We start from the raw sequence: 14,297 nt of genomic DNA, 5'->3' as shown, positions 1-14,297 counted from the left end.
TTTATCTGGATATTCGTTTAAACAATCCATATATTCAAGAGGGAATAGGGATTTTAGTGTTATATAAAGCTTTTCCATTCAAGGAAGGATTTTATTTTTTAAAGATTCAGAAACTTATTGACAAATAAAGATGAAAGTGATTACATAAAATTATATTTTTATATTTTCGAATAACATTCGATAATATCGAACATCGAAAGGAACCCAAAAATGACGGAGCGTTTCATTCAATCTATTGTACGAGCTGCAGATGTTTTAGAGTTATTTTTATCAGCGCATCAGGAACTAAGTGTGAAAGAGATCAGTGAAAAGCTAGGTTTGTCTAAAAGCACGGTTCATGGCATTATCAAGACCCTTGAGTTTCGAGGATATTTGCAGCAAAATCCGGATGATTTGAAGTATAGGCTGGGAATGAAGCTATTTGAACTGGGAAATCGGGTCAGCCAGCAATTTGATATTGGGAAAATTGCCCGCCCTGTTATAAAAGAACTGGTTGAGAAACTGAAGGAAACTGTACACCTAGTGATGTTTGAACGAGGGGAAGTCATCTACATTGAAAAACTAGATGGGCCGCATGCTTTAAGAATTTATTCACAGGTTGGTAAAAGGGCTCCGATTCATTGTACCGGGGTGGGAAAAGCGATTCTTGCCTTTCAAGCAGAGAAAGAACAAGAACAGCTTTTAGCAGGGGAAATGGAAACGTTTACGGAGTACACCATGACCAATAAAGAGGAAATTAAAAAACAGCTAGAGTCGATTCGAAAACAAGGATATGCCATAGATGATGAGGAAATTGAGCTCGGGCTAAAATGTGTGGCTGCGCCGATTTTTGATCACAAAGGCAAGGTAATTGGTGCAATTAGCTGCGCAGCGCCGAAAATGAGAATCAACGAGCAAAGACTTAAGACAGTAATTAAAGGGGTCAAACAGGCTGCTAATCAGATATCCCAAAGCATGGGCTATAAAGATGTGCTTGTCCATATATAGGAAACAAGGAGGAGGAGAACACTGTGTCAAAAGTAAAAGTAGCCATTCTTGGTTCAGGAAATATCGGCACCGATCTAATGATGAAATTGGAACGGTCGGAAACTTTGGAACTTACCGCTGTCATAGGGATCGATCCGGAATCGGATGGTCTGAGGCGTGCCAGAGAGTTAGGATATTTAGCCATTGATACAGGGCTTCAGGGATTTCTTGAACATCACGCAGACAAGGCAGATATTGTCTTTGATGCCACATCCGCTAAGGCGCATATCCGCCATGCCAAAATGCTGAAGGAAGCTGGAATCAAAGCCATCGATATGACTCCTGCCGCAAGAGGGCCGTTTGTGGTACCTTCTGTTAATATGGGGGCAAATATCGAAGCGGACAATATCAACCTTATTACTTGCGGCGGACAGGCGACCATTCCGATGGTTCATGCAGTGAATCGGGTAAGTCCTGTCGAATATGCTGAAATAGTGGCTACGATCTCCAGTCGGAGTGCCGGACCGGGAACACGGGCAAATATCGATGAGTTTACCGAAACCACTTCGCTCGGAATTGTCGAAGTCGGGGGAGCGAAGAAAGGGAAAGCCATCATTATTCTAAATCCGGCAGAACCGCCGATTTTAATGCGTGATACCGTCTATTGCCTGGTTGAAGAAGGGGCGATGAATGAAGCAAAAATACTCGCATCCATTCGGGAAATGGAGAAAAACGTTCAATCGTATGTACCCGGCTATCGCCTTCGTACTGAGCCCATCTTCGACGGAAATAAAGTGACGATTTTTCTTGAAGTAGAAGGGGCCGGCGATTACTTGCCAACATACTCCGGCAACTTGGATATTATGACAGCAGCAGGGGTTAAGGTGGCCGAAGAGTTTGCAAAAAATCAATTAGCGAAACAGCTAGTTTAATAGAAAGGAGATTTAAAATGACGAATGTTCGGGATATTTTCATTACTGAGGTTGCATTGCGTGATGAAAGCCATGCCATTAGTCATCAATACACAGTTGAACAGGTCTTAAATGTAGCAAAAGCTCTAAATGACGCAGGTGTCCCATACATTGAGGTTTCACATGGTGACGGTCTTTCGGGGTCTTCCTTGCAATACGGCCTTTCTCGTACAAATGAAATGGAGTTAATTGAAGCGGCTGTTTCGGTTGCCAATCAATCAAAAATCGCCGTTCTTCTGCTACCGGGAATCGGCACTGTAAAGGAATTAAAAGAAGCGGCGAAACTGGGCGCGAAAATGGCTCGTATTGCGACCCATGTGACAGAAGCGGATGTTTCAGCACAGCATATTCAAGTAGCGAAAGAATTAGGGATGGAAACGGTTGGATTTTTGATGATGTCCCATATGGCACCCGCTGAAAAACTTGTGGAGCAGGCGAAACTAATGGAAAGCTATGGAGCGGATACGGTTTATGTGGTTGATTCCGCTGATGCTTTGCTTCCAAATGATGTGCGTGAACGGATCCGTGCTTTAAAACAAAGTGTTAGCATCAACATTGGCTTTCATGCGCACAACAATCTGTCCCTTGCGATGGCTAACTCTTTAGCAGCTATTGAAGAAGGGGCAACCCGTATTGATGGCAGCGTCCGCTGTCTAGGTGCCGGAGCAGGTAACACACAGACCGAAGTACTTGTGGCTGTTTTGGAGCGGATGGGTATTAAAACAGGAATCGACTTATATAAAATGATGGATTTAGCGGAGGAGATCGTCGCATCGATTTTGCAAACTCCGCAAGAAATTACAAGAGACAGCCTTGTACTCGGATATGCTGGCGTTTACTCCAGCTTTGCCCTTCATGCAAAACGAGCTGCCGCCAAATTTGGCATCGATTCACGAGATATTTTAGTCGAATTAGGCAAACGCAAAGTAGTTGGCGGCCAGGAGGATATGATTGTCGATGTGGCGGCGGAAATTGCTAGGGCAAAGGCATAGCGGTTTTGGGTTAATTAGGAAAATGTTTATCACCATTGAAGACACCTTATTTATTAATAGGTGTCTTTTTATATCCATACATAAAAGCACAGCACAAGGAAAAAATATTCTGAAGAATGGCAGGAAAAAACTCCCTCCATTACTTTATTTCTAAAGAAATTATAAAAAGGGTGGGTTGACATGAATCAAATCAGTGCATCAGACCGGCTGACATCTCCAGAGATTTCAAACTTATGGACACATTACAATCGTGAGACATTGGCTGTTTGTGTCACAAAATATATGATGAAGATCGTAAATGATCCTGAAATACATAAAATTTTACAAACTGCTCTGGAAATGTCTGAAAATCATATAAATATATTAAGGGATTTATTTAACAAAGAAAGTTTCCCGATTCCTAAAGCTTTTACAGATGAGGATCTGAACTTGGACGCCCCGCCGCTATTTACAGAAAATTTTTGCTTAAGCTATATGCACACGATGACAATGCATGGGGCACAGTCCTACAATATTGCATTCAATGTCTCGATTCGGCAAGATATTCGCAATTTTTATTACCAATGTAATATTGACACCATGAATTTATATAATCAGTCCCTTGATGTGCTTATGGCGAAAAACCTTTTGAATCGTCCCCCAGAATACAAAATGCCGGAAAAAGTTTATTTTCTAAGTGATCTTAGTTATCTAACAGATGTTTTTGGAAAACGAAGGCCTATGAACACAATTGAAAGTGGGAATATTTTTTTTAATTTAGAAAAAAGTATCCTTTCTAAAGCACTCTTCGTTGCTTTTAGGCAGGTCAGTAAGGATAAAGATGTTATAAAGTTTTTGGACAAAAGTATTGAAAAAAAGAATAAACATATTGGACTTTTTTCTAATTTGTTATTGAAAGAAGATTTGCATACAGTCCGTACATTAGACACAGAAATTACCACTTCTGTTATTTCGCCTTTTTCCGATAAGCTGATCATGTTCCATGCTGGTTTTTTAATTGCGGCTGCTATTTCGTATTACGGAACTGCGGCAGTGGCTAGCATGAGAGCTGATATTGCTGCCTATTGTGAAAGAGCAGTTATGGAAGATTTATTGGTATACTCAGCTTTTGGAAATTTAATCATTCAAAAAGGCTGGATGGAACAGCCGCCATTTGCCTGTGACCGTAAAATATTGCCTATATAATCTAAAAACCGTATGCATTATTCTATGCAAACGGTTTTATTGGTTTTTTTAAAGTAAAGAAAGAAAAATTTCTTCGAGAATTGTCCAGCTCCACAAGGAAAGCTTCGACAGCATAAGCATCGCCCGTCTAAAAGCGATAGCTTTTAGGCGGAGGCGCCAGTGGCTCGGGGTCACAAGGCGGACCGTCAAGAAGGCAAAGGTGCGCCATCTCGCCGGCTCGTCTTGTGCTTTTCTTATTTTACACGGATTGTTTCCGATATTGGTGCTTAAATTGATACATCATTTGCTCGGATATCGCTGTATAACCGGCTGAATTGGGATGAACGCCATCAGGGGCAAGATTTTGCCGCTGCTCTCCATTTATTACCTTTGTTGTTTCAATCACCATGGATAATGGATATTGATTGGCAACTTCATATATTTTTACATTCCATTTCGGCAGTAACTGATCAGCTAATTGATAAACTTGATCCTTAGGCGATAATGGATTATATAGTTCCAAAAAGACGATCGTGGCATTCGGGTTGATCTTTTTAATTCTCGCGGCAATATCCGACAAATTATCCGAAAATGTCGACTGCAATTGATGAAAGGCTTGGAAAACATTTTGGAAGCTTTGTTTTTTCGCCATTCGGAGAATATCATTGCCGCCTACATTAATCGTAACGATATCCGCCTTTTTAATTTCGTTATCGAACCGGCCGGATTGAACAAGTGTTTTTAATTCACTGCTCGTAATCCCGTTAATTCCTTCATTTTGGAATTGAATCTTTTTATGAATTTGTTCCGCCAATTTGTTGGAGAACTGTGAGACGAAATTTTGATTCTGCTCGGCTCCGACACCGCGAATGACTGAATCGCCAATTGCCAGATGATAAATTGCCGCCTTTTTGGTGCTACGGAAATAATTGAGATAGGAAACATGAGAAGTATCATGACTGACTTCTGCGGCATGCTTCTTCATTTGTTCCATTTCGTATATTGGATAATAAAACCAGGAAGATATCCCGAGACCGATGATGAATAAACAGATCAACAGATATTTTATCAATTTCATTTATTTCACTCCTTGATTCTCCTTAATTATAGCAAGGAAAATAGGAGAAATGATGAGGTGGTGATTTCCAATTGATTGTTATGTCTTTTTCATTATTTCCCGTTTGTATTTTATTTCATAACTTAAATATTATACTTCGTTAGCAAAAAATGTATAATATTAGCATGAACCAAATAGGGGGAGGCGGGAAAGTTGGCGATTTTATTAAAAAATATTTTTGCTGGTTTGCCAAAAACTGTAGGTGATCGAAACGCGTCGAATTCGATGGATCGCGAGTGGACAAGTGCCATTTTTAAAGAGCCAGTTGAAGGTCCAGTTTGGGTCGGAAAAACAGGTATTACAGGGGACGGCCAAGCAGACCGCAAACATCATGGCGGACCGGAAAAAGCTGTATTTGCTTATCCATATTGCCATTATACATACTGGAATAACGAACTCGGATTTTCTCAAATTACTCCAGGAGGCATGGGAGAGAACTTCCTGATCGAACCGATATGGGAGGATACAGTTTCTATTGGTGACATGTTTCAAATTGGCGGGGCGGTTGTCCAAGTTTCCCAGCCAAGACAGCCCTGCTGGAAACCTGCTCGAAGGTTTAAAATTAAAAACCTGGCATTATTGTTGCAAAATACAGGCAGAACAGGCTGGTATTTTCGAGTTTTACAAGAAGGATTTGTTGAAGTGGGCCAAACCCTGTCATTAGTAGACCGGCCATGCCCGGAATGGACCATAGTAAAATGTAATCAAATCATTCATGGTGTACAACTTGATTTAGAGGCGATGCGCAGCCTTGCCGAATGTCAGCTGTTGTCGCCCGGTCTCAGGGAGACATTGGAAAAAAGAATTGCCAAACGCGAAGTTCCTGATATCCGGAACAGGGTATTTGGTCCAAATGAATAAATAGAAAAAGGGAGATGTCCGCTAGAGACGGTCATCTTCCCATGCCCTTTCTTTGTCTTCGTTATGTTTTTTTCCTTTTAATATTTTTTCTGCCTGGCTCTGATTCCGGCTATGCTGCATCAAGTCCATTTGCTGATCTTTATCTATTTGTTTCAATGTCATCGCCTCCCGATTTGATTATTGAAAAAACCTAACGCATATTTCACGCCTTCATGGATATCATCTGTTTCATATGCGGCCAGATCATCAAAGCTTATTTTCATCCGTACTCCTTTTAATTCATACCCGCTGTCCAAATCAATATTCAGAAGTACTTCATATCCTTCAGCATTTACACTCGTATCAATAATATTGAAGGTTTGGATCGTTGTTCCTGTTTCGTATTCAAAGGGTTCTAACATATCGGACATATTAACACCACCATGTATTTTTCTCCAGCTAACTGTCCCATAGTTTTACCATCCGGGTCTTAGATATTCGTTTGCATTTTGTAGGACAAAAAACTTCTATAAAATTACAAATTTTCCTTGAATCGAAAAGATATATCGAGTAAGATAGAATTACAATAATACGGAAGGGTGACCTTAAAGCCAATGATTAACTAATCCTATTTTTAGAAACAATTCGTATTAAAACGAACAACTTTCTGGATAGGATTAGTGCGGGCTTTTTTTAAGGTTACAGTGTACGCGTAATGGTCTTTTTGCGTGCTTTTGCCCTCCTATCCAGACTGTCGGATAAGGAGGTTTATTTATGGGAAAAACAAATTCAGATGTGACTATCCCAGCTCAAAGAAGCCGACTCGAAGCATACGAGGTTTATTTATGGGAAAAACAAATTCAGATGTGACCATCGGGGCCTTATTACGAAACCGTGTCATTCAAACGATTCTGCTCTCAACGTTGTTCTTGCAAATCGGAATTTGGGTCAGGAATTACTCGATTTTACTCTTTGTTGTTGAAAAGACAAATGAAAATCCCGTTGCGGTGTCACTCATTTCGGTGGCAGAATTTGCGCCGATTTTTCTATTTTCTTTTATCGGCGGAACGTTTGCCGATCGATGGAAGCCGAAGCGGACGATGATTTGGTGTGATTTTCTTAGTGCAGTCTCCGTTTTTGTAGTGTTGCTGACGCTTATCTTTGGAACATGGAAGGTCATTTTCTTTGCTACACTTGTTTCATCCATTCTGTCACAATTTTCACAGCCCTCAGGAATGAAACTGTTCAAGCTTCATGTGAAAGAGGAGCTAATCCAGATGGGCATGTCGATTTATCAAACTATATTTGCCTTGTTCATGATTCTCGGTCCGGTTCTTGGCACGTTTGTTTATCAGCATTACAGTATTAATGCTGCTATTGGAGTTATGGGTGTAGCTTTTCTGCTTTCAGCTGGAATTCTATTCAGACTGCCGGCAGATTACGAGATGGAAGAAAGAGGGGAAAACACAAGTATCCTTCAAGAAATGAAAGCAGGTTTCAGCTATGTGTGGCATAGCCGTGCATTGGTATTACTTGGATGCTGTTTTGCTGCTGCAGGTCTGGCAATTGGTTTAACGCAGCCGCTCGGTGTTTTTCTTGTGACGGAAAGGCTAGGCTTGCCGAAGGAGCAGTTGCAGTGGCTGATGGCTGCATTCGGGATTGGTATGATTTTAGGAGGGGGCCTTACAGTAGGCGTATCGAAAAAGACACCGCCCCAAATCCTGCTAGCGCTTGGGATGACGGTTAGCGCCATTGGATTTTTTGTATTGGGAATTTCTGAATGGTTTTGGCTGACATTAACGGCGCAATTTTTCAGTGGTTTGTTCATGCCTGGCATTCAAATCGGCATCAACACGATGATCTTAAAAAATACCGAGGCCGCTTTTATCGGCCGCGTCAATGGGATCTTAAATCCACTGTTCATGGGTACAATGGTCATCACCATGACGGCAAGCGGTTGGCTGAAACAAACTTTTTCACTCCTTGCTATGTACGAAACATCCGCGCTGCTATTTATCATCGGTGTCCTGTTCCTTGTCCCGCTGTTTAAGGGCCGAACTGTTGGATTGAAAAAAAGCAAAGAGGTTTAAAGGGAAAAGGTGCTTGGGAGTAAGTCCCAGGTTCCTTTTTATTTGAAGCACGCCTTCATAAAAGAACAAAAAAGGAATCGCTTTATGCTAAAATGGGTTTTGTAGAGGATGGAGGGTGCATGCGTGATGACTTTCTACGGAACCGTTGTGCTTATTCATATTTTCTCTGCCATTATTGGGATGGGCCCGGGGTTTATTTTAACCATTGTAGCAAAAACGGGGAACACGATGACGGAATTAAGACACTCTTATAAAATAAGAAAGAAATTACATATGTTTGTGATGATCGGTGGATTGCTTTTATTGATAACAGGGCTGACGATGGGTTTCCTAAATACGATCTTGTTCCATATGGGGTGGTATGTCACAAGTCTTGTTCTCTTTTTGATCGCGCTCGCGATGGGGCCGGTTGTCCTTGGACCAGCTTCCAAGCCGATTAAGGCACTATTGGAATCCCATAAAGGCGAAGAAATTCCCGAAGAATATTATCGGTTATCAAAGATTCTTTTCCGTTGCGAACACTTTGAAAATGGTATCTTTATTGTGATTATTGCACTTATGATTTTAAAACCGTTTTAACGAAAGAGTGACTAAAATATTGAAAAAATATAAGTATATTTTCATAAAAATATATCTTTTTTGTCCTTTGGATTAAATTCACTATTGTGTAAACGGTTAATTCGCATTAGAATTATATTAGAAAACATAATATACTTTTTTAATAAAATAACAAAGGAGAGGTGTAGATGAAGAAAATTAGCTTAGCATGGCAAATTTTCATCGGATTGGCACTTGGTATAATTGTCGGTGCGATTTTTTACGGAAATCCTCATGTGGCAACATACCTGCAGCCAATTGGAAATGTCTTTATCCGCTTAATTAAAATGATTGTTGTTCCTATTGTTGTTTCATGTATCATTGTTGGGGTAGCCGGTGTTGGCGACATGAAATCGCTGGGGAAGATCGGTGGGAAAACGATTATTTATTTTGAAATCATTACGACGATTGCGATTGTTGTCGGTTTAATCGCCGCAAACATTTTCCACCCAGGTACAGGCATAGACCGCTCCCATCTAACCAAAACCGATATTCATTCCTATGTGGAAACCACTAAGACGACAGAATCTCATTCCAAGATTGATACCTTTGTCAATATTGTTCCTACAAATATAATTCAGTCATTAGCAAATGGTGATATGTTAGCCATTATTTTCTTCTCCGTTATGTTTGGACTTGGCGTAGCTGCAATTGGGGAAAAAGGGACCCCGATTATCAAATTCTTCAAGGGAACATCGGAAGCGATGTTTTATGTGACGAACCAAGTGATGAAAGTAGCGCCAATTGGTGTTTTTGCCCTAATCGGTGTAACTGTTTCTACATTTGGTTTATCTTCCTTAATTCCGCTTGGCAAACTGGTGCTTGTAGTTTACGGGGCAATGGTGTTCTTTATTCTTGTTGTTCTTGGTTTGGTCGCAAAGCTTGCCGGTTTTAATATTTTCAAGTTTTTGAAGTACCTTAAAGACGAACTATTATTAGGTTATTCGACCGCTAGTTCGGAGACCGTACTTCCAAAAATCATGGAGAAAATGGAGAACCTTGGCTGTCCAAGAGCGATTACTTCTTTCGTAATTCCTACAGGTTATTCTTTTAATCTTGATGGTTCAACATTGTATCAAGCCATCGCTGCTTTATTCATTGCCCAGATGTACGGTATTCATCTGAGTATTTGGCATCAAATTACTTTAGTGCTTGTGTTGATGGTCACTTCAAAAGGAATTGCAGGAGTTCCAGGGGTATCGTTTGTTGTGCTATTAGCGACACTGGGAAGCGTCGGAATTCCAGTAGAAGGACTTGCATTTATCGCTGGTATTGACCGGATCCTTGATATGGCACGTACATGTGTCAACATCGTCGGAAACTCCTTGGCTGCTATCGTCATCACCAAATTGGAAGGCCATAAATTAGACGAAAATGCTATGAAAAAAGCAGCATAATGATATTGAAAAAATGCCTGGCACCATTTCGGTGTCGGGTGTTTTTGGTGTAAAAAAGTACTCTTATACATAATAGTATATTTTTTTGTATGCAAGAAATTCCGTTTTTAACCAATTATAATCGAATTCGTTCTAACGGAAAATAAGGTTGCCGTTGTTCAATACAAAGGGGGAAACACTATTGAAATGGCATAAACGGCTTCTCACGATGATCCAAGAGCGTCAAGACAAAAAAATTGCTTTAGCGGTAGACACTTCCACCACTGAAGCACCAACTATACTTATTAATAACATCGTTACACTTTTTGAGAAAGTTAAGCCAGATACGATCTTAGTTCAGGCGGATTTTAAAATAAGAAGTATCACCCCTGTGAAAAGTAACACTATTAAATATCATACACATGGAAAATCTTCTTATACATTGGTACTGGAGTGGGCAAAGGAAGAGAAGATTGACACACTCTTCTATATTACGGATGTAACTGGTTTTTTGCCGGAAGAAATGGAAACCGTCGATTTTGAATTGTTCTGGCTGGTGTCCGGCTCTTTTATACCACGGGTGCCATTTGGAAAAACAATTAAGGTGGCGTAAAACGAAAGGAACTCCTTACTTTTGGTTTAATTAGGAAGGGGCTCATAACCTGCAAACCTGGTGAATACAATTACGATGATACTTTTCATCGAAAGAGGGTAACCAGGGGGATGAAGAGCAAAATATATCGTTGCAACTGTCGGAAAGCGTGGTCGATCCAAAATCGAAAACTAAAAACCACAGCACGTACCATTCTGCTTCATGGCGAATGGGCTGCCGAATTAAAACCAGACAGAAAAACAGATCCAAAGGGCTTTATTGCAACAAACCAAACCATCATTATGAACCCGGAAGAAGAAGTGATGGTGCAATTTGAAAAAGTAGCAAAACTCCTGTATGACAAAGAAAGGGTAGATTTTAATATCCCAAGTGGCAAGGATTTATATTTTGCCGAGGATGGTGCCTGCTATATAATTAGAAAGAGAAAGAATAGCTGAAAACAGGCTGCTCATTGAGGCGGCCTGTTTTTTAAAGTTAAAAACATTACATTTTATTATGGAAGTTTTATATCAGGTAATAAATGCTATATGTTTCCTTGTTGCTCATATAAATACAAAATATAGTCGGTTGGAGGGCCTGAATACCCTAATTGCCGCAGCATGGCCGTTATATTACCACGATGATACGTACCGTGATTTACGACATGCTGAATTAATTCGGAAATACGGGTATTTAATCGTCCGAATTTAGGGTGCTCAGGGGAAATCGATTCATCCAGATTTTCTTTTTCCTCCAAATAAGTTTTATACTTTTCTGCCAATTCTGAGTAAGCTTTCTCAATTTCCTCCATACTTTTTCCTTTCTTCCTCTGTTGAAAGGCCCGCAGCAGTGCTAATTTCTTCAAATGTATCGCCGCGTATAACACCGAGCCATACGTTATCAGCGACATACCTATGAACGAGCACTTCAGCAATGGAAGGAAATACACTTTGGATTTCCTTAACATAGACGTCCTTTGGCAATTCATTTAAACGGTTAAACACTTTACGATTCGCCCACACATGATAATCATGTAATTGTAAGGCATGATGTTTCATTTTCATCTCCTCCTTATCTTTATTTAAAGTCTCGAAAAAACGGCAACACTTTCACACCAGCCATACGGGCATAAACGAAAAGCTGACCTTTATGGTGGATTTCATGGTCGTACATCATCGTTAGAAATGTTTTACCTTTAGCTTTAAAGTTAGAAAGTGCAAAGACTCGTTCGATTTCGAGATCTTCATCGGTTATTTTTGCATAGTTTGCTTTTGACTTTTCGGTAAACTGACGAACAACTTTATGAATTTCTTCCATTGTTTAGCATTTCATTTCGACTGGTGTAGTAAACTCTCCTGTTTTTACAAGGGTTACAAATACGTCATTCCATTGAACGACATGCAGTACAATCTCTCCTAACGTAAAAGCCCCGTCCCATGGTTTAAAAGAAAGGTGTTCATCATCAATCAACTTTAACAATTCTTCCAACACGTTTCGATGTCTTAACCAATTGTCCATTAACTGTTTGACTTGCGCCATTTTACTAGCTCCTTTACCATCTTTAAATGTTTCCTCACTAGCCCTCAGACCTTGTACTGTGGTTTAAAAGCAGGAGGATTTATCTTTCATAATTCAAAAATATTCTGAATTCATAACCAATTGTCCCATTAATTATTCGACTTGTACTGTTTCAATTCCTTTATCGTTTTAAAATTTTCCAACATGTCTGGTTTTTTAAGATTTTTGATATAATAGAAGAAATTTATAAAAAAGGGTGATTAGCGTGAGGAAACAGGAGAAATTAGGGCTGCTTTTGGACGTGGAGACTACTGGTTTAGGGCCGACAACGGATGAAATCATTGAGCTCGCTTTAAAGCTTTTTTCTTATCACCCGGAAACAGGAGAAATTCTGGATGTGCTTGAAGAAGATTCATTTTTGCGTGAACCTGTATCCGACTCCGCACGAAAGAATTATAATAGAGCTTTTCGTGTGCACGGGATTCCTTATGAGGCCGTAAGGGGGAAAAACTTTTACGATGTGAAAATTAAAACTTTTTTTTATCGGGCTGACGCTGTTTTTGCTCACAATGCTTCCTTTGACCGAAGTTTTCTCGTTCGGATGTATCCGGAAGTCAATGAATTGAATTGGTATTGTACAGCGAAAAATGTTCCTTGGAAGCAATATGGTTTTCCCAATGGCAAATTGCTTACCCTAATCGAAGCCCATGGTATCTCTAATTTTCAAACACATAGAGCGATGGATGACATTACATACTTATTGGAACTGCTCAAAAAAAGAAGTCCGAAAGGAAACCTTTATCTTCAGGAAGTTTTGGACTATGGTCCAATGAGAAAATATCAACCGGCTGCATCACGTTCACGTTCAAAAATGGGATGAAATAGAACGTATAAGCTGGAAATTAGGGGAAGTCTAATTTCCAGCTTATATGTTTTGTGAAATAGTGGATCCAATACTACTTCCTCGTATGGGTTGTTCCAATATATTTGGACTGCGGTCTAAAAATGGTGTTGTTTTCGGCCTGCTCGAAGATGTGGGCGGTCCAGCCGACCATTCTGCTGGCGGTGAAAGTAGGTGTAAAGAGCTCTGAATCCATATTGATCGCTTTCATAATGGCAGTAGCATAAAATTCTACATTTGTGTATAACGAGCGGCCTGGTTTTAGTTCTTCTAATAGCTTCACAGCCGTTTCTTCCACTTTTACTGCCAAATCAAGCCATTGATCCTGTCCAACCAGCTCCAAGAATGTAGCCTTTAGCGACATAGATCTTGGATCATGGGTTTTATAAACTCGGTGGCCAAACCCCATTAACTTTTCTCCCTTTGCTAGTTTTTCACGAATCACTTTTTCCGCATCACCTACAAAGGCAATTCTATTGAGCAGTTCTATGACTCCCGATGGAGCTCCTCCATGAAGCGGACCTTTCATCGTACCAATGGCCGATGTAACGGCAGACACTAAATCTGATTCGGTAGATGCCGTTACTCTGGCAGCAAAGGTAGAAGCATTCATCCCATGCTCAAGGGTAAGAATCATGTATGTTTCAAGTGCCTTTACATGGGCTGGATTCGGGAGTTCTCCGGTAAGCATATATAGGTAATTTTCAACATGATCCAGATCATAAAGTGGAGAAATAAATTCTTTTTTCTCCAATCGTCTTTTTCTATATGCGATAATCGTGGGCGTGATCGCAGTTAATCGTATAGCCTGTGATATGGTCGGCTTCCAACCATATTCGGAATAACCGCCTTCTGCAGATATCGCCGTTCTAATAACCCCCATTAAATCCAATTCCGGGGGGAGAAGATCGATAATTTTCTTCATATAAATTGGGAGATTGCGATTTTGTTTCAATTGTTCTTTTAAAGAATGCAACTGATCTGGATCGGGTAAATGACCGAACCAAAGAAGATAGGCCACTTCCTCAAATGAATAGCTTTCGGTAAGGGCTCCAATTTCATGTCCCCGATAGATTAATCGACCATTTTCCCCATCAATATGACTGATAAACGTTTCGACAGCTTCAACTCCTTTTAATCCTTTTTGTAACATAAAAAATCTCTCCTTTCTTT

Annotated in this window: 19 protein-coding genes; 11 read left to right on the top strand and 8 right to left on the bottom strand. The window is 40.2% G+C overall.

Going from position 1 to position 14,297, the window contains the following annotated elements; translation table 11 throughout:
- Positions 1–210 precede the first annotated feature (210 nt).
- The 4 genes from BFU02S_RS01045 (at position 211) to BFU02S_RS01030 (ending at position 4,114) form a co-directional block, all read left to right on the top strand.
- Positions 211–987, top strand: coding sequence for an IclR family transcriptional regulator (locus BFU02S_RS01045; RefSeq protein ID WP_066365361.1), 777 nt, complete (start codon positions 211–213; stop codon positions 985–987).
- 23 nt (positions 988–1,010) lie between these two features.
- Positions 1,011–1,898: an acetaldehyde dehydrogenase (acetylating) gene (locus BFU02S_RS01040; RefSeq protein WP_066365358.1), complete on the top strand. Its 888-nt coding sequence runs from the start codon at positions 1,011–1,013 to the stop codon at positions 1,896–1,898.
- 17 nt (positions 1,899–1,915) lie between these two features.
- Positions 1,916–2,929, top strand: coding sequence for a 4-hydroxy-2-oxovalerate aldolase (gene dmpG, locus BFU02S_RS01035; protein WP_066365356.1), 1,014 nt, complete (start codon positions 1,916–1,918; stop codon positions 2,927–2,929).
- 180 nt (positions 2,930–3,109) lie between these two features.
- Positions 3,110–4,114 carry a DUF3231 family protein gene (locus BFU02S_RS01030; RefSeq protein ID WP_066365355.1) on the top strand — a complete coding sequence of 335 codons (1,005 nt, stop codon included), beginning with the start codon at positions 3,110–3,112 and terminating at the stop codon, positions 4,112–4,114.
- A gap of 238 nt (positions 4,115–4,352) precedes the next feature.
- On the opposite strand, the gene BFU02S_RS01025 is transcribed toward BFU02S_RS01030, so the two are convergent.
- Entirely contained in the window at positions 4,353–5,171 is an 819-nt protein-coding gene (locus BFU02S_RS01025; RefSeq protein ID WP_066365350.1) for a GDSL-type esterase/lipase family protein, read from the bottom strand.
- A gap of 192 nt (positions 5,172–5,363) precedes the next feature.
- On the opposite strand from BFU02S_RS01025, the gene BFU02S_RS01020 reads away from it, so the two are divergent.
- On the top strand, positions 5,364–6,071 hold the full coding sequence (locus tag BFU02S_RS01020; RefSeq protein ID WP_066365348.1) for an MOSC domain-containing protein: 708 nt from the start codon (positions 5,364–5,366) through the stop codon (positions 6,069–6,071).
- Positions 6,072–6,092: 21 nt separating this feature from the next.
- Here BFU02S_RS01020 and BFU02S_RS17470 read toward each other — a convergent pair whose 3' ends face one another.
- Together BFU02S_RS17470 and BFU02S_RS01015 are read right to left on the bottom strand one after the other, a co-directional pair.
- Positions 6,093–6,227, bottom strand: coding sequence for a hypothetical protein (locus tag BFU02S_RS17470; protein WP_268872882.1), 135 nt, complete (start codon positions 6,225–6,227; stop codon positions 6,093–6,095).
- 2 nt (positions 6,228–6,229) lie between these two features.
- Positions 6,230–6,481 carry a hypothetical protein gene (locus BFU02S_RS01015; protein ID WP_066365345.1) on the bottom strand — a complete coding sequence of 84 codons (252 nt, stop codon included), beginning with the start codon at positions 6,479–6,481 and terminating at the stop codon, positions 6,230–6,232.
- A gap of 414 nt (positions 6,482–6,895) precedes the next feature.
- Between BFU02S_RS01015 and BFU02S_RS01010 the strand changes: the two genes are divergently transcribed.
- From BFU02S_RS01010 to BFU02S_RS00990, 5 genes are all read left to right on the top strand, one after another.
- Complete coding sequence (locus BFU02S_RS01010) at positions 6,896–8,140, top strand: MFS transporter (protein WP_066365342.1); 1,245 nt, start codon at positions 6,896–6,898, stop codon at positions 8,138–8,140.
- Positions 8,141–8,266: 126 nt separating this feature from the next.
- Complete coding sequence (locus BFU02S_RS01005; protein WP_066365341.1) at positions 8,267–8,719, top strand: DUF2269 family protein; 453 nt, start codon at positions 8,267–8,269, stop codon at positions 8,717–8,719.
- Between the two features lie 167 nt (positions 8,720–8,886).
- Positions 8,887–10,134, top strand: coding sequence for a cation:dicarboxylate symporter family transporter (locus tag BFU02S_RS01000; RefSeq protein WP_066365340.1), 1,248 nt, complete (start codon positions 8,887–8,889; stop codon positions 10,132–10,134).
- Positions 10,135–10,315: 181 nt separating this feature from the next.
- A complete protein-coding gene (locus tag BFU02S_RS00995; RefSeq protein ID WP_066365337.1) occupies positions 10,316–10,726 on the top strand; it encodes a VWA-like domain-containing protein in 411 nt (136 codons plus the stop codon).
- Positions 10,727–10,836: 110 nt separating this feature from the next.
- Positions 10,837–11,163: a hypothetical protein gene (locus BFU02S_RS00990; protein ID WP_066365333.1), complete on the top strand. Its 327-nt coding sequence runs from the start codon at positions 10,837–10,839 to the stop codon at positions 11,161–11,163.
- Between the two features lie 86 nt (positions 11,164–11,249).
- Here BFU02S_RS00990 and BFU02S_RS17605 read toward each other — a convergent pair whose 3' ends face one another.
- The 4 genes from BFU02S_RS17605 to BFU02S_RS17590 are packed head-to-tail and all read right to left on the bottom strand — an operon-like array spanning position 11,250 to position 12,244.
- On the bottom strand, positions 11,250–11,516 hold the full coding sequence (locus BFU02S_RS17605) for a DinB family protein (protein WP_369690635.1): 267 nt from the start codon (positions 11,514–11,516) through the stop codon (positions 11,250–11,252).
- A complete protein-coding gene (locus tag BFU02S_RS17600; protein WP_369690634.1) occupies positions 11,503–11,763 on the bottom strand; it encodes a DinB family protein in 261 nt (86 codons plus the stop codon). The genes BFU02S_RS17605 and BFU02S_RS17600 overlap by 14 nt, the downstream gene beginning before the upstream one ends.
- Before the next feature lie 19 nt (positions 11,764–11,782).
- Positions 11,783–12,022 carry a DinB family protein gene (locus BFU02S_RS17595; RefSeq protein WP_235841960.1) on the bottom strand — a complete coding sequence of 80 codons (240 nt, stop codon included), beginning with the start codon at positions 12,020–12,022 and terminating at the stop codon, positions 11,783–11,785.
- A 3-nt stretch (positions 12,023–12,025) separates the two neighbouring features.
- A complete protein-coding gene (locus BFU02S_RS17590; RefSeq protein ID WP_235841959.1) occupies positions 12,026–12,244 on the bottom strand; it encodes a DinB family protein in 219 nt (72 codons plus the stop codon).
- Positions 12,245–12,488: 244 nt separating this feature from the next.
- Here BFU02S_RS17590 and BFU02S_RS00975 point away from each other — a divergent pair, with 244 nt between their 5' ends.
- The gene (locus tag BFU02S_RS00975; protein WP_066365331.1) at positions 12,489–13,103 is read left to right on the top strand and encodes an exonuclease domain-containing protein; all 615 of its coding nucleotides are present in this window, start codon (positions 12,489–12,491) and stop codon (positions 13,101–13,103) included.
- A 76-nt stretch (positions 13,104–13,179) separates the two neighbouring features.
- On the opposite strand, the gene BFU02S_RS00970 is transcribed toward BFU02S_RS00975, so the two are convergent.
- Positions 13,180–14,277, bottom strand: coding sequence for a citrate synthase/methylcitrate synthase (locus BFU02S_RS00970; protein WP_066365328.1), 1,098 nt, complete (start codon positions 14,275–14,277; stop codon positions 13,180–13,182).
- Positions 14,278–14,297 lie beyond the last annotated feature (20 nt).

The organism is Neobacillus fumarioli NBRC 102428 (genome assembly GCF_001591485.1).
Taxonomy (GTDB): Bacteria; Bacillota; Bacilli; order Bacillales; family Cytobacillaceae; genus Neobacillus; species Neobacillus fumarioli.
The sequence above is the reverse complement of the archived record's forward strand: the minus strand, read 5'-3'. Positions and strand labels throughout refer to the sequence as shown.